This is a genomic window from Lewinella sp. LCG006 (assembly GCF_040784935.1).
Lineage (GTDB): Bacteria > Bacteroidota > Bacteroidia > Chitinophagales > Saprospiraceae > Lewinella.
Window position 1 is genome coordinate 5,226,358 of record NZ_CP160680.1, and the last position, 22,909, is coordinate 5,249,266.

The following is a 22,909-nucleotide window of genomic DNA, read 5'->3' on the forward strand; positions in this document are numbered from 1 at the left end:
AGGTGGCTTCGTTGAATTAGCCTGCTCCCGCCATTCCAGCGAATAGAGTGCTTATTGTTAGTTACAAGTGATAAAATCTTTAAGATGAACCTAAAGCTTTTACTAATCATATTAACATTTGCCTTAGGGATAGATTGCGTTAGTCAAACTTTGATTCCTTATTACCATGAAGGTAAATATGGCTACTGTGATACAAATGGAATAGTCAAAATTGCACCTAAATATGATAAAGTAGAATTCTTTTTAAGCGATGCTATCGCAATTGTGATAAAAGATAATAGAAAAGTAATAATCGATAAAAACGGATTAGAACTTTCATCTTATGCGAATGACATTGAGATTCGATTGTTACCCGCCACCTACAGTACAGATAACAGGGGGTGGAGGCGAGGCGCTGTTTCACGAGACACAATAAAGCAGCTAAAGTGGGTGATGTTGGACAATGGCGAATGCCAATTGCTGAATTTGATTACTAAGACTATATCTTCCAGATACGTTCTTGATGCTCGAGATGAAGGCGTGTATTCTTATATAAGACCACGAGAATCTGTGGAATTCTACCATGGTTATTTCATCGGTGAGAAATCTGATGGGAGCTTTGAAATTCTAAATGTAGATGGAGATGTCCTTAAGTCCACTTTAAGCAAACCTACTATATGGGGGGATGAACTGATAACTTTTGGACAAGGAGACTATTCGTACCTATTTAACCCCAAATCTGGATACACAAAAGAATATTCCTATAAATCGATAGTCGAAGTAGTTGAGGGTAAGTACTTGATTGTTTCTACGCATGAACAGCATGCAACTGGATTTGCCTTGCATCGGAAAAACACCAAATATGGGGTTGTCAGTGTAGATGGGCAAGTAATTTTGGATACGATATATCAAGGGATTTCACCTCACAACGGAGTTTATGTCCTCAAAAGGAACGGTAACGCTTTCTTGAGTGACCTTAAAAGGGACTTACTCGACACCTCTGAATACAAATCAATATATCCAATCAATGATAGCTTATTCAAAGCCACAAGGCATGATGACAAGGTACAGGTTGTGGAGCTATTGGGGAAAATCACTTTAGAAGGTCAAGTATTCGATACCTTCAAATTTATCAAAGATGGAAACTACTATACCTCACAAAAGGGTGATATTGTATCAGTGTTGGATAGCGCTTTGAATGTAGAGATAAGTTATGAAGCATCGTCCATCCATAGAGTTAGCTCAAGGAATAATGATAGCTACCTTGTTTCTTCAAATGGATTATACGGGATAATAGATTCAAAGGGGGAGATAATAATTCCATTTGAATTCGATAGGTGTTACTATAGAAGTAACAATTTCTACATCCTCAATCAGGGAGATAAAAACGGATTAGCCAATGCTCAAGGAGAAATAATACTCCAACCAGAATATGAAGAAATTGAGTTTGAAGTAGTCCGAAATGAAACCGTACTCCGGCCAAGAAAGAATGGGCGGTATGCTAGCTTTGATTTAAGTGGAAAGCAACTATCAGCATTTGAAAGTAGATCTCCTCATCTTTCGGGTCGCAGCGTCAATTGGCATCGTCATGAGAATAGTTATCATTTTACAGATATACATGGCAATCCTCTAAATGTGGACAGTAAGGATTTTTTCACTGGCTTTACAAACAAAGATTCTGTTTTTGTAGCTGTATTGCATGTGCGAGATACCATAAATGAAGTAATCATTGATGGTAAGTTATTTGAGCATTGGGGTAAGGAGTTTGACAGTATTGTAAAGGTCAACATATCTCTTGGATTGATTGCTGTAGTTGCCGGAAACAAACAAGGTGTTATTGATGTACACGGCAATATAATCTCTCCATTTTCAGAACAAGAAATTACGGAGATCAACAAGGAGTTTTTCGTAGCCAAAAAAGAAGGGAAGTATTTTCTTTTTACTCCTGAAGGGCAGCAAATAAATGAAGCTGGCTATGATTACATTGATGAGTCTTCAATCAATGGTCGTCGTTCCGTTTTTAGAATTATTCCCGATAAATTTTACGAATACGTTTCCAACCCTTGTTTCACGGGAAGCCAGGATACCATTCTGAAACCGCAGAGAAATGTTGGTTACATTGACAAATTTGGACACGTGCTGGTGCCCCTGGAGTATAGATTCACGCTTCGATTCTTTGAGAATTATGCCTGTTTATCAAAAGGCTGCATGGATGGCCAAAAGCAGGCTGTATTGGTCGATACCCTAGGTGAAGTTTTTTTGGAGACGAACTATGATTGGTTATATCCCCTTAACCATACCGATAAATCCCGCTACTACGTCGCTAAGCTGAAGGAGAGATATGGCTTAATTGATATTGAGGGCACTATCGTGATCCCTTTTGACTACACTGCTATTCAAGGATTTTACGGAGATAAGATAATTAGCGTTAGAGACGATAACCACGATTGGCACTTAGTAACTATAGACGGCAAAAGACTATTCTCGGGAAATTATGATTATATGAGCTCACTTGAACGATGCTATCAATTGTCAATGAACAAGTTCTTATTTTTTCCAAACGGTAAATCAGTAGTTATGGATTTAGATGGAAGAACCCATCTTGCTATAGCTTCTCAAAAACTGAAGTTTTTAGCTGTTGATGGCATCGAATTAATTGAAGTGGAAATGAATGACTATAAATACTATGTCAATAAGAGAACATTGATAGAATATAAAAATACCAGTAATTAGTCGAGTAGAAATGGCTCTGACTAGCAGCTAAAGAAAGAGCAGCTTATACCACTAGCCACTTTTATCAACCCCAAAAGAAAAAATGAGAGAAGTCAGAAAAATACCTAGAATAAGAGGTTGGCAGAAAACCTGGCAATTCCTCATCTCACTTTTCTACCCTAAAGAAAATTCACCAGCTAGAGGTGGTCATCATGAAAGGATGAAAGCGAGATGGAGGAAGACAAAATTCCACCGGTAGGGTGTATAGACTTGAAAGGATGGTGAGGGGTGAGTGATTCCCCAAAAAAAAGCAGCACCCTAGGGTGCTGCTTGCTGATGCGGAGGAAGAGGGATTCGAACCCCCGGTACCTTTCAGTACGTCGGTTTTCAAGACCGGTGCATTAAACCGCTCTGCCATTCCTCCTTGCTCGGATTTTGAGTTGGTTAGAGCCTTTTTAGACTCACTCACTTCCTAAGCGGCTGCAAATATACAGATCACTTTCATTATCCAAAACGAATTTGAATAAATTTTAGTTCCAAGATGAAAATTAATGAAATAATCCGTGCAATTCGGCCTTTACCTGGTTGAGAACGGTGCCTAAATCTTCCGGATTTTTTTTGAAGTCGATACTATCGGCGTCAATGATGAGGAGATTACCTTCGGTGTAGGTACTTATCCACTCATCGTAGCGTTCGTTGAGGCGTTTGAGGTAATCAAGGCTCATGCTGCCTTCATAATCGCGTCCACGTGATTGGATGTGGTTGACCAGCGTAGGAATACCAGCTTTTAGATAGATCAGTAAATCAGGGGGCTGAATTTGCGAAGTCATTGTTTTGAACAAAGACATGTAATTCTCAAAGTCACGTTTACCCATCAAGCCCATGTCGTGTAGGTTAGGGGCGAAGATGTAAGCATCTTCGTAAATGGTTCTGTCTTGCACTACCGTCCGATCACCTTGATGGATATTTAGGATTTGAGCGTATCGATTGTGCAGGAAGTAAATCTGGAGGTTAAACGACCAGCGCTGCATGTCAAGGTAAAAATCACTGAGATAGGGATTATTGTCCGTAGATTCGTAGTGAACGTCCCAGTCAAAATGTTTACCCAATTGGGTACAAAGAGTGGTTTTGCCAGCACCGATATTACCGGCAATTGCTACGTGTTTAATACTAGCGGGTGCTTGATGATCAGCCATTCAGATTTTTTTGTGTGCAGTTGTGTTCGCGAAAATAAACTTTCTCCAAGAAATAATGGGATTACTTACCTTTGGTAATTGAATTTTTAACGATGATTACCCCATACTCATCTAAAAACTTATGATGAAGATAGATGATCAACTAATTTCCCGACTTGAAAATTTAGCTCGGCTACAACTTTCTACCACTGAAAAGGAAGGTCTGAAAAAGGATTTGACCAATATTCTAGGAATGGTAGAAAAATTACAGGAATTGGATGTAGAAGGTATTGAACCACTGGTTTATCTCAACGAAGCCATCAACCGGCCAAGAGAAGATAAAATCAGCCACCAGGTTGACCGGGAAGATGCCCTGCGTAATGCCCCTGATCAGGACGGTTCGTTTTTCCGTGTTCCTAAAGTGATTGATTTGTAGTTAGGCGCTTAAAAAATCATCTATATGTCTGTTGTTATTTCTACGAAGGATTTGCGCAAAGTTTACGACATGGGGCTCACCCAGGTTCATGCCCTTCGTGGTGTGGATATTGAGATTTCCGTCAATGATTACGTTGCGCTTATGGGGCCCTCAGGGTCTGGTAAATCGACGCTGATGAACTTGCTGGGCTGTCTGGATACGCCTAGTTCTGGAGATTACCTCCTCGATGATATCAACGTGAGTACGATGACAGACGGGGAGCTTGCCGAAGTGCGTAACCGCAAAATTGGCTTTGTGTTTCAAACCTTCAATTTGCTACCCCGCCTTAGTGCACTAGACAATGTGGCACTGCCATTGGTGTATTCGGGTTGGTCGAAGGCAGATCGGGAAGCGCGTGCCCAGGAAGTGCTCACTGAAGTAGGTCTAGGGGATCGCGTGGATCATAAACCCAACGAATTGTCGGGAGGACAGCGCCAACGGGTAGCCATCGCCCGCGCTCTGGTCAATAATCCCAGCATTATCCTGGCCGATGAACCTACGGGTAACCTCGATACGAAAACGTCTATCGAGATCATGAAAATATTCGAAGATATTCATAGCAAAGGCAACACCGTCATCCTCGTTACCCACGAACCCGATATTGCCGAGCACGCTCATCGCATCATTCGTCTACGCGACGGAGAGGTAGAATCAGATATTAAAAACGAAAATATCGTCAGCGTTGATGACCCTACGCACCGCTATTTGCGGGATCAGTAATTAGTAATGGTGTATAAGTTGGATGAGTGTAAAGGTGTAAAAGTTGGGTGATCCCGCTAGTAGCATCAACTACTTCCGACTTCCGACTTTGAAAAGAATAAAGGTATATTTGCCACTAGGCAAAATCCCAACCCTTACACTTTTACACTCTTACACTCTTACACCCTTACACCCTTTAATTATGAAAATTTATACCAAAACGGGAGACGAAGGAGAAACAGGTCTCTTTGGTGGCCAGCGTGTCTACAAGTCAAACGACCGGATAGAGGCTTATGGAACGCTTGACGAGCTCAATGCCTTTATTGGCCTTTTGAGAGATCACCTATCAGGGGAGGAAGAGAAGTTGACCTTGTTTACGATTCAGAACCGTTTGTTTAGCCTGGGAGCTTATTTGGCTACGCCGCCAAAAGAAGGAAAAGAAGTCAGACTGGATATCTTAGAAGAAGACGTCGAGCTCTTGGAAAAAGAAATGGATCGTATGGATGCGCTCTTAGAGCCTTTGCGGAATTTTATCTTGCCTGGTGGGCACCCTCAAGTGGCTTACGCTCACCTTTGCCGCACCATTTGTCGCCGGGCGGAGCGCCAATGCGTTCGTTTACATTTGGAAACGCCCATCAATACATTGGCGATTCACTACCTGAATCGTTTGTCAGATTATTTCTTCATTTTAGCCCGCCATTTGTCACAACAATTGGGGGTAGAAGAAATCACTTGGAAGGGCAGAAATTAATTCCACACCAGGTTTTTACCTTTCTTGATGTACCGCTTGATGTTTAACCAAAAAGCAGCAAACAGGTAAATAATAATGGGTGAGCCCAGTGTAAGTAGGGTGATGTAGATAAAATAGAGCCTTACCCTACTGCTTGCTAAGCCAATTTTCTCTCCTAAAAAGCTACAAACCCCAAAGGCCGAGCGTTCCATCATTTGTCTAAAGTATTCCATAAGCTTTTACTTGAGCTATAAGATACAACTTTAAACAAGAGATTAGCAATTTTGCTTAACATTGGATGTTAAAGTTTGGCGAAATTCTTCAATTGGGGGTTTATCGAGGTTGGTTTACTTCATAGGTGTCTTCAGCCGTTTCTGATGCCATCACCATAGCTGGTTCTTCTTGCCTTGGAGCGGCTAAACCTGGAGACACATCGTCTCCTTTCATAATGGTGCGAGCACCGTACAGGCCCGCCAGCAACAAGAAAATCAAAAGTAAAGCTTCGAGAGATAATGTAAAATTTTTCATGATGTAATTTGTTTGGGCATGAGCTTCCCAGGCCATCCCGTTAAGGATAGCAATGGTTAAAGTAATAGTGTTCCATGCTCACAACTGGTCAAACCGTTGCAAGTCATACAAAAAAGTAGCAGGTTCCAACAGCAAGTGCTGGTGCTTGGTGGTTAAATAGCCTTGATAAAGCGGGAATGTAGGTTAAGTGATCAGTACGGGAGGTACCATCATTCCTTTAGTGGAAATAAAGGGCAAAACCTGACATCGTTTAGAATGGTCGTAACATTTTTCATAGTGTGACGTGTGAGGGGGCCATCACTGGCTCCGGTTATCAAAAGTAGTAGTTCATGTGCTGAGGGCAAATATGGTGAAAAATATTAATATTAAAAAATTCTACCATGTGACGCTTTGTCCCTTGCCTTCGTATAGTGATTATTCAAAATGTGTGCCAAACTCTGTTAGAAGCCCTGATTTATGATAAAAAAGTATAAATTATTTTATTTTATAATGTGTGTTTCAGGGAACGGTAGTTCAATTCAAGGGAGCGGTCGCTTGTTTTTCTTGCAAGTAGCCTATTTATAGTAGGTAATGTATGATAAAAAAATATAAATTATTTTATTTTTTCAAGGCTTCAACCATCAATTTTGCGCATCGGTTAGCTGCTCCGCCATCACCCAGCTTGGTTTTTAGGCCTTGATAGCCTGTTGCTATCCTGGCTTTTTCGCTGGGCTTTAAGAGCTGATTAAGTGCTTGCGTAGTACGTTCTACGTTAAATTCATCCTGGATGAGTTCCACTACGAGTTCCTCATCCATAATCAGATTGACGAGGGATATGTACTTTACATTGATTACTCTTTTGGCAATAGCATAAGATATACTACTCCCCCGATAGCAGACAATCTGGGGGCATTCTAACAAGGCGGTCTCCAAGGTAGCAGTGCCCGATGTCACCAAAGCAGCTTCCGCATTTTGGAGCAGCGTATAGGTTTGCCCTTGAACCAATTTGATGCTATCGCCTCTACCTAATTCCGCGAAAAGCGATAAATAATAATCACGGTCTTGGGAGGGGGCACCCGCAACGACAAATTGATAATCAGGAAAATTATCAGCAGTAGCTAATAAGACCGATAGCATTCGGCTAATTTCCTGTTTTCGGCTACCTGGTAGCAATGCGATGATAGGCTGATCAGAAAGCTTGTTTTTTTGCCTGAAATCGGGGTCAGGATGATGATCACGAATAACATCCAGCAGTGGATGGCCCACAAAGTTGACTTCCATACCATATTTGGCATAAAAATCCTGCTCAAAAGGAAGTATCACAAACATCTCGTCCACATTGGCTTTGATCTGGTGTACGCGGCTGCTATGCCAGGCCCAAATCTGAGGGGAGATATAATAAAAGACCTTGATGCCCTGCTGCTTGGCCCATTTTGCTATTCGTAGATTGAAACCCGGATAATCCACCAGGATGAGCACATCCGGCTGGTACGCTAAAATAGCTTCCTTACAGGTCTTAAAGTTGCCCAAAATCGTTCGAATATTGAGCAATACCTCCACAAAGCCCATAAAAGCCAGCTCCCGATAGTGTTTCTGTAAATCTGCTCCAGCAGCAGCCATCATATCTCCGCCCCAACCACGAAAGGTTGCATCGGGGTCTATTTTAGCTAAAGCATTGATCAGGTAAGCGCCGTGCAAGTCGCCAGATGCTTCTCCTGCAATAAGGTAATATTTCATGAACCAAGTAACTGTCTGCCAAAGTAAAACATCCAAATCATACCGTAGGCCAAGGTGGCAAGCACAAGGCCGCGTAAGGCCTTATTGGCGTAAGCCCGCATGAAAATCCGCATCGGCACCAAATTCAGTGCCAGCGCCAACAAGGTCAGTGTACGCTCCTTGAAATCAAAATTGAGCCGACTATTACCCAGCGTCTCACTAGCTCCTAATTGTTCGAGAATCATCATCAAAACAGCATAGCCCACAAATGGAACCACTACTCCGATCAAGAGTCCAAACCATAATTGATCACGCATATTCGAAATTTATTTTTGTTATCGTTTTTTAAGGTGGATACCTTTGGCATGATTATTTTAAAGGTGTAAAAGTTGGAAGGGTGTAAAGGTGTAAATGTTGTTTTTGCGATTTGAGTGAAAAAAAGTACGAATCGACGCCTTTAAAGTGAGGCCAACTTTTACACCCTTCCACCCTTACACTTACCCAACCTTCTAATTCTCCAACTCCCTCAAACTGCTATGCTTCAACGCCTCGTAATTGGTGAGGTCATGATGAGAAGGAACCACGGAAATATATCCTTCCTCCAAAGCTTTTACATCGGTATCGGTACCTGGATCTTCATTGACAAAAGAACCAGTCAGCCAGTAATATTTCTGACCACGGGGGTCGGTTGCTTCGGCAAAGGTCTCCTGCCAGCGGGCATCGGCCTGGCGGCATATTTTTATGCCTTTGATTTCTTCGGTGGGCAATTTAGGGATATTAACATTGAGCAGACTGCCTTTGGCTAGCCCATTTTTGAGTACGTGTTCCATGATTTTTTTAATATGGCCGCGTGCTGCCGAAAAATCGGCCTCGTAGCGATAGTCCAGCAAAGAGAACCCAATGGATGGAATTCCTTCCAACGAAGCCTCCATCGCGGCCGACATGGTGCCACTGTAGATGATATTGATGGCGGCATTGCTGCCGTGATTGATGCCTGATACGCACAGGTCTACCTTCCGGTCTTTGGTGACGACGTGCTTGGCTAGTTTTACACAATCTACAGGAGTGCCAGAGCACTCGTAGGCTTGCAAGTCTGGAAAAGCCCTGGTTTTGTGAATCCGCAAAGGTGTATTGAGGGTGATCGCATGCCCCATGCCCGACTGCGGGCTATCGGGAGCAACGACGACGACTTCTCCAAGTTCTTGCGCAATTTCAACCAGCATTTTGATGCCGGGAGCGGTGACACCATCATCATTGGTGACCAGGATGAGGGGTTTAGACATAAATAGAAATTATTTGGGGTTGTTTAGCGCAAAGCTAATCATTGTTGACAATGTTTTTACCAATACCTTAAACCCCCGACCGGACAATATGTTGTATCCTTGCATTTGCAATAAAAACAGTTCACCGAATTATGGCACAGCTTGGCAAGAAAGGCGTTTTATTGGTTAACCTGGGAACCCCCGATGCACCTACACGTGGTGCGGTCTATCGTTACTTGAAAGAATTTCTGCTTGATCGCCGGGTTATTGATTATCCCTGGATTGCTCGTAACCTTTTGGTTCGTGGCTTGATTGCCCCACTTCGCTCGGGGAAATCTGCTAAGTTGTACCAGCAACTTTGGACGGAGAATGGCTCTCCGCTTAAGTATTATGGTGAACTTTTGGCTGCTGGCGTACAGGAACGTCTCGGCGAGGAATACGTCGTGGAGTTGGGCATGCGTTACCAAAATCCCTCCATTGAACATGCGCTAGAAGCACTCTTGAAAAAGCAAGTGAGTGAAATCATTGTCTTTCCTCTCTTTCCACAATATGCGGGTGCTACAACTGGTTCGGTTCACGATGAAGTGATGCGCTTGTTGCGTAAGAAGGAAGCTATCCCCAATGTAAAAATGGTCAATTCGTATTACGATGAACCTGCTATGATCAAAATTTTTGCGGACAATGCTCGCCAATTTGATCTCTCAAGTTATGACCATATTATGTTCAGTTTCCATGGCTTACCCCAACGCCAGCTGCGTAAAGCAGATGATTGTAACCATTGCCTGGAAACAGAAAATTGCTGTGGTACCATCAGTTTGGTCAATCAATTTTGTTATTCCGCCCAGTGTCACGCAACTACCCGAGCTATTGCTGATGAACTAGGCCTTTCAGAAGCGCAATACACCACAACCTTCCAAAGCCGCCTCGGGCCAGATGCCTGGGCACAGCCATATACCAGTGCCGTGTTGGAGGAGCAAGCCAAGCAAGGTGCAAAACAAATTTTGGTCTTCAGCCCCGCCTTCGTAGCCGACTGCCTGGAAACGGTCATCGAAATCAGCGACGAATACCAGGAGGAATTTGAAGAAATGGGCGGCGAAAAGGTCGATTTGGTTCCCAGCTTGAACGATGATCCCCGCTGGATGGACGCAGTGACGGAGATGGTGAAGCGGGTGTAAATACTACCCCTAGCGCGGCTTACTCCCAATCATCATCCAACACGTTCGAAGATGCACTATAAGGAGTACCCGTCAGCGGATTTTTCTTCAACTTGATTAATCGATTAAAGATAAAGGCAGCAATCAATAGCGCCGCGAGTAGGCAGGTCAACAAAAAAAGGTAGCGCCAGGGATAATAGGCGGTGTAAACCAATGCTGCCAGCGTAATAAATACGAGCGCACCGATTGGTTTTAAGTATTGACCTTTGGTAAAAAAAAGCACCAACCATTGTACAGCGGTCGCAATAAAAAAGCCATACATGGCTAGAAGATAAGTAAGCCCCCAATTGAGCTTAAAGCTAGGATCATAGTAATGATCTATGATCGACCAGCCAACAGAATAGACAAACAAGAATAAAATCATCTGCATAAAAGCACAAAACAGGAAAATCCAGAAAGGCTTTTTAGTAGCTTCTTCCATGACTCATCTCTTGTTTTACCAATAGCCACATCTTTTTTAGCCTGTGTAGCAAAAGAACTTAGCTGCCCTCAGGTGCCTGGTGTAGTTAAAAAAAACATGCAGTTGAAAAATCAAAACTTAGGGCAAAGCACCGTTTCGTCTTCGTACTCACCTAAATAAGCTACACTGATCTCAAAAGCATTGCGGTTGCGGTTGTTGATATTCAACTGTCCGGGGCTAATGTCGTAACTGAAACCAAGGAGGAAATTTTGGTGCTCAATCCCTAGCATCGCTACCAGTGCATCCAGGTTCCACGCGTCATCCTGGTTGTTGACGGGACGCGCCCATGCTCCAATATGAATGGCCGTTCCCGAGATGTCATTGACCAGGAAGCGAAAGTTGCTACCTGCGTTGAAGGTCAGGTGAGGCCCTTGGCTATAAATCAATGCACGTGGAGAAACCTGGGTACGTTCTCCCACCGGAATCTGCAAGCCCAGGTGAGCAGAGTATTTGCGGTACAGGGTATTGCTCAGGCGCTCATCCTTGTCATCATCAGGCAATTGGCGGTAGTAGAAACTCATCTCTGGTTCCAGAATGTGGTGCATAGAAGCACCGGCAAAAACGCCCGTTCCGCCTCTAGGAGCATAACTATAGTGGAGTCCTACCTGGAAATCGGAAAAAGCAAAGTTGTTCTCAGGAAATAGTTCTCCGGTAGGATCACTGAACTGGTCGGTGCCATTGAATTGGTCGTCGAACGTGAGCTGGTCGTAGTTGAGGTTGCGTTGAACCATGCCTAATTGGAGGCCAAGGCTTAGAAACTGGTTACTCTCAGGATTCAAGGCCTTGTGATAAGCACCAGCAATCATAATCTGATTGGTAGAGAAGTTGATGGTGTTGACTTTGTCGTTGTAAAACAACACACCTACGCCTACGGCATCACGATAACGCTTTTTGTATTGCTTAACCTTGTACCTGAAGTCGGCTGCAGCGGAAAATGTCTGGTAAGGATTATCGAGGGAAGAGCGCCACTGATCGCGATAAATCATCGAGACGCGGTATTTACCTTCCAGAGCACCCGTCAATGCTGGGTTGAGGGTAAGTGGAGAAGCATAAAATTGGGAGAAATGCTGGTCTTGCGCCGAGAGTTGGCTGCCTAACAATATCACGAAAAACAGTAGAATATTATATCTCATGCGCTTAATTCGGTTCTTTGAGCAATGCGAATCTGATCGCAAATGTAAGGTATGTTTGATTCCTCAGCGGAATAACGGTGCATTTCCTTTCCTTATTTTGAATAAAAAACTATTTTTACCCAGTGCATCAACTTACTAGTAATGTCCGTTTACGCCATTTGTCCTTTTACGGTGGTTCCGATAAGAACCAATGCTGCCCATCGTTCCGAAATGGGGTCTCAATTACTCTTCGGAGAGATGGTCGAGGTCATGGAGACGAAAGGTCGCCAATGGACGAAAGTTCGTTGTCTAAACGATGATTATATCGGCTGGACGCCCAGCAGTCAGCTTAGAGATCTAAGTCCCGCGGAAACCCAGGATTTCCGGCGTAATTTTGCGTATTCACTGGATCTTTTCCACAACTTGATGGGAACCGATGAAGCGCTACCCATTACCCTAGGTTCGCGTTTGCCCTACTTTGACGGGATGCGTTTTTCCCTTGGAACACAAGACTTCACGTTTAGCGGCCAAGCCGTTTTTCCCGAAGATATCCGGCAGAGTTCTGCCATGGTGATTAAAATTGCCAGGAAACTTCTCAATGCTCCCTTTCTCTGGGGAGGCCGTACCGTTTTTGGTATCGACAGTCCGGCATTGGTTCAGTTGGCTTTCCAAATAGCAGGCTATCAGCTTCCCCGCACGGCGGAAATTCAAGTCAATCGCGGCGAAACCGTCGATTTTGTCGAGCAAGCTATGCCGGGAGATATTGCCTTCTTTGAAAATAACCAGGGCCGTATCACCCATTCGGGCATCCTTTTACCGGATAGTAAGATCATCCACGTCTACGAAAAAGCCAGGATCGATGCTATCGATCATTATGGTATTTTCAATTACCAGGAAGGAAAGTATACCCACCGTCTGAGGGTCGTTAAACGAATCTTTGCTCCGGATAAAAATCTTCCCCCAGTCGTCATTCAGAAAGTAGAGGGGCAGCCACTGAATCAGCAGGCACTTTTTTAGGGTAATCTTATTCCCCACCCATCTTGAGTATCAACTGATAGGCCTCGTCGGGGATCGGCATCACCGACAAGCGCGGATTGCGTACCAGGCCCAGCTCCTCAAGCTCTTCCCTGGATTTAATCTCTTGCAAGCTAACAGCTTGCTTTAACCGCCGCACAGGCGCTAAATCTACCACCGACCAGTCGCCCTTTTCTGCCGTGGGGTCAGGGTAAGCTTCCGTAACCACCTTCGCAATCCCCACAATTTCTAACCCTTGCCGGCTGTGGTAAAACAACACCTGATCGCCTTCGGCCATCGCGCGGAGATTATTCCTTGCCTGGTAATTACGCACGCCTTCCCACATGCTTTTTTCCGCTTTTTCCAGATCATCATAACCAAATTCCTCCGGCTCAGATTTTACCAACCAGTAATTCATGTGTCAATATTTTTGCAAAAAAAAATTCAACCATCAACCATCAAAACATCAAACCTTCCCCATCTTCCGCAAAACCTCCCAAACGGTGATACCCAAAGAAACGGAAACGTTTAGAGAATGTTTGGTGCCAAATTGGGGTATTTCCAGGGCACCATCAGCCATGTCCATGACGGATTGGCTAACGCCATTCACTTCGTTACCAAAAACCAGGGCAATCGCTTTGTGCGCTGTGGGCTGGTAATCTTGCAGCCACGTACGTTCAGCAGCTTGCTCAACGGCCCATATTTCGTAGCCGGCGGCTTGCAAATGAGTGATTGCTTCTTCCACTGTTTCGGTGTAGGTCCAATCTACGGCCTCCGTTGCTCCTAATGCTGTTTTTAAAATCTCCCGATGCGGAGGCTGGGCAGTAATACCACACAAAAAGACGTGTGCTAAAGCAAATGCATCCGCAGTACGGAAGGCCGAGCCTACGTTGAGGGCAGAACGGACATTGTCCAAAACCAATGCTACAGGCTGCTTTTCTTTTTCCTGAAATTCAGCAATGCTGATTCGGTCTAATTCTTCTAACTTCAGCTTCCGCATAATTCTCAATCACTTATTTACGATGGTAAATTTTCAAATATATCCCACGTTTCCGAAAGGTGAAAATGGGCTCCCAGTCTTTCTGTAAAGTTAACAGCTCTTCCTCAGAAAAGTCGTTCATTATATTCGAGTACCAGATGTAATCTTGCTGCGCTAAATCATAAGCGACAAGCCCTGCTTTATCACCGTTGAGCTGCCGCAGATGTTGTTCCCCCACTTCCGGAAAGGCCGTACCTACCCTGGAAAGAGGGATTTGTTCATTTTGTAAAAACGCCATTCCTGCAACCTTGGCGGCAAAATAAGGCTTATGAGCCAATGAGGCATCCCAGCCTTGGGCGACCTGTTCGGGGTAAACCCACAAATGACCACTTACCTGTCCAAGAAGTACGACGACAACCATAATTGTTGTCCAGGTTCTATTTTTTATCTCCTTTAGAACAAGTAAAAACAAGCAGGCAACCGATAGGTAAACCGGCAGCAAATAGCGATGTTGAGCCAATCCTGGACTAATAAGTGCGGGTAATGCCAAAACAAGACCCATGATGAGCAAAAGGAGGGTTGCTTTTTGGATGCGTCGGTTCCAAACCCATCCACTGCGCCACCAGCTGAGTAGCAAGGCGAGGACTAGAAAGATACGGCCAAAATCAAGCATACGCCAGACAACAATGGCTGCTTGTTTGATTAAACTAAGACCTCCCTGGCTAGCGAAACTCTCGGCCCAGGGAGAATCCGAATGGGTGCCTACCCAGCCAGTTACCAAATAGTGGTAGAGGAGATAGGCCAATGCCAAAAGGCCACCGGGTAGGTAGGGGAGGAGAAGGCCGAATATTTTTCGAATACCGCGACCCTCCTGTTTGTCAATAAAAACCATGGTAAGTTGCCATAGGAAAAGCCCTAAAGCAACCATCATTCCCCTCAAACTGGTCAGTCCCAAGAGTATCACCGCAAGGCTTAGCCACCAGGGTTCTTTTCGTAAAAAACTATTTATTCCCAGTAAAAAAGCCCCTGCCAGCACGATGTCTGGGCTGATCAAACTGAGTTGCGCGACCAAGGTAGCATCTAAAACCAGGAGGGAAAACGGTAGCCAAAGACCAATCTTTCCAAACCCCAAATCCAGGGCCTCCACCAGGCGGTAACTCTGCCAGAGCACCAGCCAAATAAATGGAACCATCGCCAAATGACTGACAAGGAGGCTTGGCCCAAACCATCGCCAGCATACCGATAGGAAAGCACCAAATGCAGGGATATGCCCACTGTCCATTTCCGTTGGCAGCAATAAGGTACCCAAAGGCTGATGGTAAAACCAGTCGGCATGACGGGCTCCCAGCTGGATCGTGTCCCAGAAGAAGGGTTCGGCCGCAACGAGCCAGCCAATACCTAAAGCCAAGCCCAATAACCAAAAAGAAGTACGCACTATTTTATTTTACGATGTTCTTGCGCTGCCCGCACAAAACTGGCAAAAAGTGGATGCGGATTCTCGACCGTACTCTTGAGTTCGGGGTGAAATTGAACGCCAACAAAATAGGGGTGACCTTTTAATTCTACAATCTCTACCAAATCCGTAGCAGGGTTGATGCCGGTGGGAATCAACCCTCCTTTTTCAAATTGCTCGCGGTATTGATTATTGAACTCGTAGCGATGGCGGTGCCGTTCTGTGATGGACAAGCTGCCGTATGCCTTGCTGGACTTCGAATTGCGACGTAAGTTGCAATCATAGGCTCCCAGGCGCATCGTGCCACCCATTTGCTTGATATCCTTTTGCTCAGACATCAGGTGAATCACAGGGTCGGGGGTGTTGGGAGTGACTTCCGTAGAAGAAGCCTGCTCAATACCGAGCACGTTTCTTCCGAATTCTACCACACAGCACTGCATCCCCAGGCAAATACCAAAGAATGGGATGTTGTTTTCCCGGACGTATCGGATCGCTCGTATTTTTCCTTCAATGCCCCGTTCGCCAAAGCCGGGAGCTACCAGAATACCATCTAGGTCCATGAGTGCCTTACCTACACTTTTCATGTCGCCTTCAAGCTGTTCAGAGTGAATAGGGATAACGTTTACCTTGCACTCGTTGATGGCACCTGCGTGGACAAAAGCCTCGTGGATAGACTTGTAGGCATCCTGTAGTTCATTGTATTTTCCTACCAACCCGATCTGTACCTCAGATGAAGGGTTCTTAAGTTTACCCAGAAACTCTTTCCAGCGACCCAGATCTGGTTCTTTGCGATCCTGAAGTCTTAGTTTACGAATAACGGTCGTGTCCAGTTGTTCCTTCAACATGAGCAGAGGAACATCATAAATGGTCTCAGCATCGCGGGCTTCAATGACAGAGCCTACTTCCACATTGCAGAACAGTGCCAGTTTGCGACGAATCTCCATGGTAATAGGATGCTCCGTTCGGCACACCAAAATATCGGGCTGGATACCCGATTGGAGCAGCTGTTTGACCGAATGTTGTGTGGGTTTGGTTTTCAATTCCTTGGCGGCACTGAGGTAGGGGATGAGGGTCAGGTGCACTACCAAACAATTATCGATCCCTAATTCCCAGCGCATTTGGCGTAAAGCCTCGATGTAGGGAAGGGACTCAATATCACCGACGGTTCCACCCAGTTCTGTGATGACGATATCGTATTCCTGGGTACTTCCTAATAGCTGGACGCGCCGTTTGATTTCGTCGGTAATGTGGGGAATAACCTGGACCGTTTTGCCCAGGTAATCACCCGCTCGCTCTTTATTGATCACCGTTTGGTAAATTCTACCCGTGGTCACATTGTTGGCCTGGGAAGTGGGGACATTTAAAAAACGCTCATAATGCCCTAAGTCCAAATCGGTTTCAGCACCGTCATCCGTGACGTAGCATTCACCGTGTTCATAAGGGTTGAGCGTGCCCGGATCAACGTTGAGATAAGGGTCAAACTTTTGGATGGTGACGGAAAAGCCTCTGGCTTGCAGGAGTTTGGCTAAAGAAGCAGCAATAATGCCTTTGCCCAGGGAAGAAGTAACCCCGCCCGTAACGAAAATGTACTTGGTCATGAATTAGATTGAAGACGCAGAAAAACGATTACGGGACACAAAGTTAGATAAAAAGCTACAGACTGTCGGCGCGAAGAAGAAACTACTTTTTCAATCATCGGATATATTTAGGAAAGTGTACTAATTTCACCGTTCGTGAACCAAAAGTAATTTCAAAATATTAGACTTGCTATGCTGGGGCAGTTTGGTGGGAAAATTGATGCATTATCGACCACGCGAAGTCTTTTTTAAGGAATTTAGCCGTAGCTAAACGACTTAAAAAAGGCACAGTGTGGGAAGATAAGGCGCGATTTGCCCCCGAAATGATCCCAGTAGAACAAGTCTATTACTCATTGGAAGTGCAAAACATCTGTAAACCTTCAATTCCTAACTATTTACTATTCCTACCGTATGTTAAAAAACGCTACAATTTTAGGGCTTGCTATGCTGTTTGGCTGCCAGGTCCTCCTCGCTCAGGTTGAACGACCGCTTGAAATGGCGGACCAATACCTGCAAACTCATTTTGATAACTTAGGTCTCACTGCCAGAGACGTTGCTAACTATCAAGTAAGCAGCAAAGTGGTCACTAAACACAATAAACTAACCCACGTTTACCTACAGCAATCCCATCAGGACATTCCGGTACACAATGCCATTTTCAACCTGAACATCATGGCCAATGGCAAAATGCTCAGTTTTGGCAATCGTTTCGTACCAGATTTGGCTAGTAAAGTAAATACTACCCAACCCGGTATTACACCTGCTCAGGCGGTGACGGCGGTACAGACGTATTTCGGTTTGCCTATTGACAGTGGATTGAAATTGGCGCGGCAAATGAGTCCTCGCGAATTCGTCTTTGATCACATAGGTCTTGCCTTGGAACCCATCAATGTTGACTTGATGTACCAGCCCCTGGATGACAATGTTCGTTTGGTTTGGAATGTGGAATACTACGAAAAAACTGCTGCCCACTGGTGGATGGCTAGGGTAGATGCCCTTACGGGAGAAATGCTTGATTATCACGATCAAGTTGTTCACTGTGAGTTTGACCATCCTGTACAAGAAGAATGCCCAGAGGACAAAATAAGTGTACCCGCTGCGCTGACGTTCTTCACTGGCCCTGGAGAAGGAGGAAGTTACCGTGCTTATCCGCTCTATACCGAAAGCCCTAATCACGGTCCTCGTGAATTGTTGGTCGATCCGGCCGATGAAGTGGCTTCACCCTTTGGCTGGCATGATGTTGATGGCCAGGAAGGCCATGAGTATACCATCACTCGAGGTAACAACGTACATGCTTACCACGATATCTTCAACCAGAACGAATCGATTGGTGATGAGCCGGATGGGGGAGATTCTCTTTGTTTTGATTTTCCGCTAGACTTAAGTATGGCCCGCCCTTACATGCAGCTTGATGCGGCTACAACGAACCTGTTTTTCTGGAATAATCTCATTCACGATGTCATGTACCAGTATGGTTTTGATGAAGAATCAGGAAACTTCCAGCAGAATAATTACGGTCGAGGCGGAGCGGAAGGTGATTATGTTCAGGCCGAGGCATTAGATGGTAGTGGTACTAACAATGCCAATTTTGGTACGCCCGCAGATGGTGGTCGCCCCCGGATGCAGATGTATCTTTGGGGAGGGAGCTTACCTGTTTTACCTCCTCCGTCGCTAGAAGTGACGGCACCCGAAGCAGTACAGGGCAACTACGAATTTTTACAAGCTACTTTTGGGGGAGATTTGCCAAATGGTTCACCAGAGGTGGAGGTAGTGCTGGTCAGCGATACGATTGGCGTCAGTAGCGATGCTTGCGAACCCATCATCAACGCTGATGAGCTATTCGGAAAGGTTGCTATGATTGATCGGGGAGAATGCCAGTTTGGTTCCAAAGCCTTAGCTGCGCAGGAAGCAGGAGCCGTGGCCGTGATCATCTGTAACAACATCGGTGAACCTATTTTTGCAGCCGCTGGTGGTGATGTCGGAGACCAGGTAAATATCCCTGTGGTTATGATCAGCCTTCAAGATTGTAATGAGTTGAAGCTGGCACTCCCTGGTGTAATGATCCAATTGACAGGTACGGTAGCAGAGGTGCCTCTACCCGGTCCTACTGGCCGAGACAGTGATTTTGATAATGGAGTGATTGTCCACGAATATGGGCACGGTATCTCTAACCGCCTCACCGCAGGTCCTAACCAGGGAGGCTGTTTGTCAAATTTAGAACAAGCTGGCGAAGGTTGGAGTGACTGGTTCGCATTGATCATGACCACTACCTCTGCCGATTTTGCGGAAGAAGCGCGTGGCATTGGCACCTACGCTGATGGTGAGCCCATTACGGGTGGTGGTATCCGCCCATTTCCTTATTCTCGGGACATGACGATTGATCCACATACCTATGCGGATATCAACAGTGTTTCTGTTCCCCACGGCGTTGGTTCCGTGTGGTGTGTTACCATCTGGGACATGTACTGGAACCTGGTGGATGAATACGGTTTTGATGACGACCTATACAATGGTACGGGAGGGAATAACCTTGCTATTCAGTTGGTGATGGATGGTTTGAAATTGCAGCCATGTAATCCTACTTTCATTGAAGCCAGAGATGCAATTTTACAAGCAGATGAAGTAAATAATAATGGTGCTAATCGCTGTCTTATCTGGGAAACTTTTGCCCGCCGAGGCTTAGGCGTGAGTGCTGTTGAAGGAGGAGAAGAAGCATTTGACAAACCCGATACCTGTCCTCCAGCTTTCCGGGTGACCAAATCAGCTGTTGCTGAAACCTTTGCTGGTGATGTGATCACTTACGAGTTGGATATTGTGAATGGCCGTATCAATGCCATCACAGGTGCCGTGGTGCTGGATCAGCTTCCAGAAGGAACGACGCTGGTTGAAGGCAGCTCTGATTGTGACCTTACGGTGGAAGATGGTTTCCTCATTATCAATATTGGGGATGCAGCTAGTGGGCAGGCTTTCACCTGTACCTACCAGTTGCAAACGGATGATGCTGAATTTACTTATCCCGTCTTTGAAGATCGTATTTCGGGAGCGAGTAACTGGGATTTCTCCAGCCTCTTAGGCAGCTCTACCTGGCAGTTGCGCCTTAATAATACCAATACGGGCTTGTTGTCGTTCTTCGCGCGAAGTGTAGAGGAGGTAAGTGATCAGCTTCTGGTTTTAGAACAACCCGTTTTCCTCGACGGTCTCCATCCTGGTTTGGTCTTCTATCACCAGTTCCGTACAGAAACGGATGTTGATGGAGGTGTAGTAGAAATTTCTATCAATGGTGGCGAAGATTGGGAAGACGTTGGTGCAGAAAACTTCATCGAAAATGGTTACAACAGCCAATTACTGGCAGACTCAGGCAACCCACTCGGTGGTCGCCCAGCTTTTAGTGGGGCCAGTGGCAGTGCATTCATTCGCTCGGTAGTAGATCTCAGCGCTTACGCTGGAGAAACAGTCTTGATACGTTTCCGTTTCGGATCAAATGACAATGGTGCCCGTGAAGGTTGGTACGTAGACGATATCTCCCTGATGGGGAATCTGGTAACGGTGACCAATACCGCCTGTACGGATAATGATGGGGAAGCATTGTGTAGCTCCGTTACTACCATCCTCAACGGAATTATTGAGTCAACAGAAAATTTGGTGCAAGACTTGCCTTTAAGCTTGTTTCCCAACCCCACCAGTGGCCAATTTGTGCTCAGCTTGCCTCAGCCAATGACCAATCGGGTAGATGTACAGATTCGCAGCGTTGAAGGTCGATTGTTAGAAAGTTTTCAATACGATAATTTCTATCGCGAAACGTTAGATGTAGCTTATCTCCCTGCAGGTGTTTACATCCTTCAGTTCCGCACAGAGGAAGGATTGACTACCCGTAAGTTGATCGTGGAATAAAGCAGGAAGCACTGCTAACTGTAATTAATAATTAAAGCGTGTTCGATAAGTCATTCCTTGTCGAACACGCTTTTTTTAGAAAAAAAACAACGTTTACACTTTTACACTATTCCAACCAATCAACCCTCGAACCAACCAACCAATCATCACCATCCAGCCGCCTGACCATCCTTGCGGCTTTCGGAAGCACCATAGTAAACACCATCTTTATACATAATAGCCTGGTAACCTCCATACGGGCCTAGCGCATACTGAATTTGATGCCCTTTGTACATTAGGGCACGAATGATCTCATAATCAAAACCTGATTCCATTTGTAGGTAACCGCCGTCGGTCATCTCTTCCCCCGTAGGCTGACTAGAGCCGCCGTGATTGATTCGGGGAGCATCGCCAGCTTCTTGGAGGCCCATGCCGAAATCGATGAGGTTCACTACGATCTGTACGTGCCCTTGGGGTTGCATGGCCCCGCCCATCAGGCCGAAGCTAACGTAGGGCTCACCATCTTTGGTGATGAAAGCAGGAATGATGGTATGAAAAGGACGCTTGCCAGGTTCGTAAGTATTGAAATGCCCTTCTTCAAGCGTAAACAATTCGCCTCTATCTTGGAGGATAAAGCCTAAGCCGGGAGGTGTCATGCCTGAGCCCATGCCGCGGTAGTTGCTTTGGATCAGAGAGACCATATTACCTTCTTCATCCGCCACCGTTAGGTAAATGGTGTCTCCGTCTTTCAATTGTCCGGGTTCGTAACTCCTGCCAGCACGATCGGGATTGATTAAGGGCCTACGCTCATCGGCATAAGCTTTGGAAATCAACCAATCAACCGGAATTTCATTAAAGGCAGGATCAGCATAAAACTTTGCCCTGTCCTCAAAGGCGAGTTTTTTGGCTTCCACCAGCAGGTGCCAGTATTCGGGACTATCAAAACCCATTGCCGCAATATCATAAGCTTCCAAAATATTGAGCATTTGCAGTGCAGCAATGCCCTGCCCATTAGGGGGTAATTCCCAAATATCATACCCACGGTAATTGGTAGAAACGGGCTCCACCCACTCTGAATGATGGTTTTTTAGATCATCCATCGTCAGAAATCCGCCATTTTCTAACATGTATTTGGCGATGGTTGCTGCAATAGGGCCTTCGTAAAAGCCTGCTCTTCCCTTGGCAGCAATCTGACTAAGGGTATTGGCCAAGCCTGGATTTTTGAAAATCTCTCCCTTGCGGGGCGTGTGACCATTAGGCATATAAGTCTCCGCAAAGCCAGGAAATTTGGAAAGGATAGGTGCGGAACGGTCCATGTACCAGGCTACGAGCTCCGTTACCGGGAAACCTTCCGTAGCATAATCAATCGCAGGCTGTAGGACCTCCTGCATCGGTAAGCTGCCAAATTTTCCGTGGAGTTCCAGCCAGCCGTCTACGCAGCCTGGTACCGATACCGGTAATGGTCCGTGCGGAGGGATGGAAGTATAACCCTTGTCTTTAAAATAATCCAAGGTCAGACTTTGCGGAGAGCGTCCACTAGCATTGAGGCCATAAAGCTGCTTGGTTTTTGCGTCCCATACAATCGCAAATAAATCGCCACCAATCCCGTTTCCAGTGGGTTCAACCAAGCCCAAGGTCGCATTGGCTGCAATGGCGGCATCAATGGCATTGCCTCCTCCTTTCATAATTTCCAAGGCTACTTGGGTAGCCAAGGGATGGGACGTCGCCGCCATTCCGTGCCGGGCAATCACTTCTGACCGGGTCGCAAAAGGCTTTCCGGTAATACGATCCTGAGCGGAGAGCAACAAAAAAGTAAAGCAAAATGATAAGGTCAGTAGCGAACGATTCATTGACTAGGCTTTTTTACTAAACCTCTAAGCTATAAAAAATCTTACGGTTCATCGCCAGATGGAAAAAAGTTGCGCCGACCATCCCTCCAAAGAGGTCCGGCCGGCGCGCAGAAGGGCATTAATCA

The 22,909-nt window shown here is 45.5% G+C and carries 20 protein-coding genes and 1 tRNA gene; 7 read left to right on the top strand and 14 right to left on the bottom strand.

Annotated elements, in window-relative coordinates; genetic code table 11:
• Positions 1-84: 84 nt before the first annotated feature.
• A complete protein-coding gene (locus AB0L18_RS18765; protein WP_367388848.1) occupies positions 85-2,712 on the top strand; it encodes a WG repeat-containing protein in 2,628 nt (875 codons plus the stop codon).
• 318 nt (positions 2,713-3,030) lie between these two features.
• Here the strand turns inward: AB0L18_RS18765 and AB0L18_RS18770 are convergent.
• Together AB0L18_RS18770 and AB0L18_RS18775 are read right to left on the bottom strand one after the other, a co-directional pair.
• A tRNA-Ser gene (locus AB0L18_RS18770) sits at positions 3,031-3,115 on the bottom strand.
• 124 nt (positions 3,116-3,239) lie between these two features.
• Positions 3,240-3,887 carry a deoxynucleoside kinase gene (locus AB0L18_RS18775; RefSeq protein WP_367388849.1) on the bottom strand — a complete coding sequence of 216 codons (648 nt, stop codon included), beginning with the start codon at positions 3,885-3,887 and terminating at the stop codon, positions 3,240-3,242.
• Positions 3,888-4,008: 121 nt separating this feature from the next.
• Here AB0L18_RS18775 and gatC point away from each other — a divergent pair, with 121 nt between their 5' ends.
• From gatC to AB0L18_RS18790, 3 genes are all read left to right on the top strand, one after another.
• Positions 4,009-4,302 carry an Asp-tRNA(Asn)/Glu-tRNA(Gln) amidotransferase subunit GatC gene (gene gatC / locus AB0L18_RS18780; RefSeq protein WP_367388850.1) on the top strand — a complete coding sequence of 98 codons (294 nt, stop codon included), beginning with the start codon at positions 4,009-4,011 and terminating at the stop codon, positions 4,300-4,302.
• A gap of 24 nt (positions 4,303-4,326) precedes the next feature.
• Positions 4,327-5,061, top strand: a complete 735-nt coding sequence (locus AB0L18_RS18785) for an ABC transporter ATP-binding protein (RefSeq protein WP_367388851.1) — start codon at positions 4,327-4,329, stop codon at positions 5,059-5,061.
• A 181-nt stretch (positions 5,062-5,242) separates the two neighbouring features.
• Entirely contained in the window at positions 5,243-5,791 is a 549-nt protein-coding gene (locus AB0L18_RS18790) for a cob(I)yrinic acid a,c-diamide adenosyltransferase (RefSeq protein ID WP_367388852.1), read from the top strand.
• On the opposite strand, the gene AB0L18_RS18795 is transcribed toward AB0L18_RS18790, so the two are convergent.
• The 5 genes from AB0L18_RS18795 to surE all read right to left on the bottom strand — a co-directional run bounded on the left by AB0L18_RS18795 (position 5,788) and on the right by surE (position 9,276).
• On the bottom strand, positions 5,788-6,003 hold the full coding sequence (locus AB0L18_RS18795; RefSeq protein ID WP_367388853.1) for a PspC family transcriptional regulator: 216 nt from the start codon (positions 6,001-6,003) through the stop codon (positions 5,788-5,790). The genes AB0L18_RS18790 and AB0L18_RS18795 overlap by 4 nt on opposite strands.
• A 100-nt stretch (positions 6,004-6,103) precedes the next feature.
• A complete protein-coding gene (locus AB0L18_RS18800) occupies positions 6,104-6,298 on the bottom strand; it encodes a hypothetical protein (protein ID WP_367388854.1) in 195 nt (64 codons plus the stop codon).
• A 597-nt stretch (positions 6,299-6,895) separates the two neighbouring features.
• On the bottom strand, positions 6,896-8,014 hold the full coding sequence (gene lpxB, locus AB0L18_RS18805) for a lipid-A-disaccharide synthase (protein ID WP_367388855.1): 1,119 nt from the start codon (positions 8,012-8,014) through the stop codon (positions 6,896-6,898).
• A complete protein-coding gene (locus AB0L18_RS18810; protein ID WP_367388856.1) occupies positions 8,011-8,310 on the bottom strand; it encodes a hypothetical protein in 300 nt (99 codons plus the stop codon). Before AB0L18_RS18810 ends, lpxB begins: the two co-directional genes overlap by 4 nt.
• 192 nt (positions 8,311-8,502) lie before the next feature.
• A complete protein-coding gene (gene surE, locus AB0L18_RS18815) occupies positions 8,503-9,276 on the bottom strand; it encodes a 5'/3'-nucleotidase SurE (RefSeq protein WP_367388857.1) in 774 nt (257 codons plus the stop codon).
• A gap of 131 nt (positions 9,277-9,407) precedes the next feature.
• Between surE and hemH the strand changes: the two genes are divergently transcribed.
• Entirely contained in the window at positions 9,408-10,430 is a 1,023-nt protein-coding gene (gene hemH / locus AB0L18_RS18820; protein WP_367388858.1) for a ferrochelatase, read from the top strand.
• 19 nt (positions 10,431-10,449) lie between these two features.
• On the opposite strand, the gene AB0L18_RS18825 is transcribed toward hemH, so the two are convergent.
• Together AB0L18_RS18825 and AB0L18_RS18830 are read right to left on the bottom strand one after the other, a co-directional pair.
• Positions 10,450-10,890: a hypothetical protein gene (locus tag AB0L18_RS18825; protein WP_367388859.1), complete on the bottom strand. Its 441-nt coding sequence runs from the start codon at positions 10,888-10,890 to the stop codon at positions 10,450-10,452.
• Between the two features lie 110 nt (positions 10,891-11,000).
• Positions 11,001-12,062 carry a PorP/SprF family type IX secretion system membrane protein gene (locus AB0L18_RS18830; RefSeq protein ID WP_367388860.1) on the bottom strand — a complete coding sequence of 354 codons (1,062 nt, stop codon included), beginning with the start codon at positions 12,060-12,062 and terminating at the stop codon, positions 11,001-11,003.
• A 141-nt stretch (positions 12,063-12,203) separates the two neighbouring features.
• Here AB0L18_RS18830 and AB0L18_RS18835 point away from each other — a divergent pair, with 141 nt between their 5' ends.
• Positions 12,204-13,058 carry an NlpC/P60 family protein gene (locus tag AB0L18_RS18835; RefSeq protein WP_367388861.1) on the top strand — a complete coding sequence of 285 codons (855 nt, stop codon included), beginning with the start codon at positions 12,204-12,206 and terminating at the stop codon, positions 13,056-13,058.
• Between the two features lie 7 nt (positions 13,059-13,065).
• Here AB0L18_RS18835 and AB0L18_RS18840 read toward each other — a convergent pair whose 3' ends face one another.
• From AB0L18_RS18840 to AB0L18_RS18855, 4 genes are read right to left on the bottom strand one after another with little or no spacing between them, the layout of a single operon-like run.
• Positions 13,066-13,473, bottom strand: coding sequence for an EVE domain-containing protein (locus tag AB0L18_RS18840; protein WP_367388862.1), 408 nt, complete (start codon positions 13,471-13,473; stop codon positions 13,066-13,068).
• Between the two features lie 48 nt (positions 13,474-13,521).
• On the bottom strand, positions 13,522-14,055 hold the full coding sequence (locus AB0L18_RS18845; protein ID WP_367388863.1) for an RNA methyltransferase: 534 nt from the start codon (positions 14,053-14,055) through the stop codon (positions 13,522-13,524).
• Between the two features lie 13 nt (positions 14,056-14,068).
• Positions 14,069-15,469, bottom strand: coding sequence for a hypothetical protein (locus AB0L18_RS18850; RefSeq protein ID WP_367388864.1), 1,401 nt, complete (start codon positions 15,467-15,469; stop codon positions 14,069-14,071).
• The gene (locus tag AB0L18_RS18855; RefSeq protein ID WP_367388865.1) at positions 15,469-17,085 is read right to left on the bottom strand and encodes a CTP synthase; all 1,617 of its coding nucleotides are present in this window, start codon (positions 17,083-17,085) and stop codon (positions 15,469-15,471) included. The genes AB0L18_RS18850 and AB0L18_RS18855 overlap by 1 nt, the downstream gene beginning before the upstream one ends.
• 390 nt (positions 17,086-17,475) lie before the next feature.
• Between AB0L18_RS18855 and AB0L18_RS18860 the strand changes: the two genes are divergently transcribed.
• Positions 17,476-20,955 carry a T9SS-dependent M36 family metallopeptidase gene (locus AB0L18_RS18860; RefSeq protein WP_367388866.1) on the top strand — a complete coding sequence of 1,160 codons (3,480 nt, stop codon included), beginning with the start codon at positions 17,476-17,478 and terminating at the stop codon, positions 20,953-20,955.
• A 146-nt stretch (positions 20,956-21,101) separates the two neighbouring features.
• On the opposite strand, the gene ggt is transcribed toward AB0L18_RS18860, so the two are convergent.
• A complete protein-coding gene (ggt, locus tag AB0L18_RS18865) occupies positions 21,102-22,784 on the bottom strand; it encodes a gamma-glutamyltransferase (protein WP_367388867.1) in 1,683 nt (560 codons plus the stop codon).
• Positions 22,785-22,909 lie beyond the last annotated feature (125 nt).

Bases quoted from the DNA above. Each gene is read 5' to 3' on its own strand.
- AB0L18_RS18765 (WP_367388848.1), top strand. From the start codon at position 85: ATGAACCTAAAGCTTTTACTAATCATATTAACATTTGCCTTAGGGATA.
- AB0L18_RS18775 (WP_367388849.1), bottom strand. From the start codon at position 3,887: ATGGCTGATCATCAAGCACCCGCTAGTATTAAACACGTAGCAATTGCC.
- gatC (WP_367388850.1), top strand. From the start codon at position 4,009: ATGATGAAGATAGATGATCAACTAATTTCCCGACTTGAAAATTTAGCT.
- AB0L18_RS18785 (WP_367388851.1), top strand. From the start codon at position 4,327: ATGTCTGTTGTTATTTCTACGAAGGATTTGCGCAAAGTTTACGACATG.
- AB0L18_RS18790 (WP_367388852.1), top strand. From the start codon at position 5,243: ATGAAAATTTATACCAAAACGGGAGACGAAGGAGAAACAGGTCTCTTT.
- AB0L18_RS18795 (WP_367388853.1), bottom strand. From the start codon at position 6,003: ATGGAATACTTTAGACAAATGATGGAACGCTCGGCCTTTGGGGTTTGT.
- AB0L18_RS18800 (WP_367388854.1), bottom strand. From the start codon at position 6,298: ATGAAAAATTTTACATTATCTCTCGAAGCTTTACTTTTGATTTTCTTG.
- lpxB (WP_367388855.1), bottom strand. From the start codon at position 8,014: ATGAAATATTACCTTATTGCAGGAGAAGCATCTGGCGACTTGCACGGC.
- AB0L18_RS18810 (WP_367388856.1), bottom strand. From the start codon at position 8,310: ATGCGTGATCAATTATGGTTTGGACTCTTGATCGGAGTAGTGGTTCCA.
- surE (WP_367388857.1), bottom strand. From the start codon at position 9,276: ATGTCTAAACCCCTCATCCTGGTCACCAATGATGATGGTGTCACCGCT.
- hemH (WP_367388858.1), top strand. From the start codon at position 9,408: ATGGCACAGCTTGGCAAGAAAGGCGTTTTATTGGTTAACCTGGGAACC.
- AB0L18_RS18825 (WP_367388859.1), bottom strand. From the start codon at position 10,890: ATGGAAGAAGCTACTAAAAAGCCTTTCTGGATTTTCCTGTTTTGTGCT.
- AB0L18_RS18830 (WP_367388860.1), bottom strand. From the start codon at position 12,062: ATGAGATATAATATTCTACTGTTTTTCGTGATATTGTTAGGCAGCCAA.
- AB0L18_RS18835 (WP_367388861.1), top strand. From the start codon at position 12,204: ATGTCCGTTTACGCCATTTGTCCTTTTACGGTGGTTCCGATAAGAACC.
- AB0L18_RS18840 (WP_367388862.1), bottom strand. From the start codon at position 13,473: ATGAATTACTGGTTGGTAAAATCTGAGCCGGAGGAATTTGGTTATGAT.
- AB0L18_RS18845 (WP_367388863.1), bottom strand. From the start codon at position 14,055: ATGCGGAAGCTGAAGTTAGAAGAATTAGACCGAATCAGCATTGCTGAA.
- AB0L18_RS18855 (WP_367388865.1), bottom strand. From the start codon at position 17,085: ATGACCAAGTACATTTTCGTTACGGGCGGGGTTACTTCTTCCCTGGGC.
- AB0L18_RS18860 (WP_367388866.1), top strand. From the start codon at position 17,476: ATGTTAAAAAACGCTACAATTTTAGGGCTTGCTATGCTGTTTGGCTGC.
- ggt (WP_367388867.1), bottom strand. From the start codon at position 22,784: ATGAATCGTTCGCTACTGACCTTATCATTTTGCTTTACTTTTTTGTTG.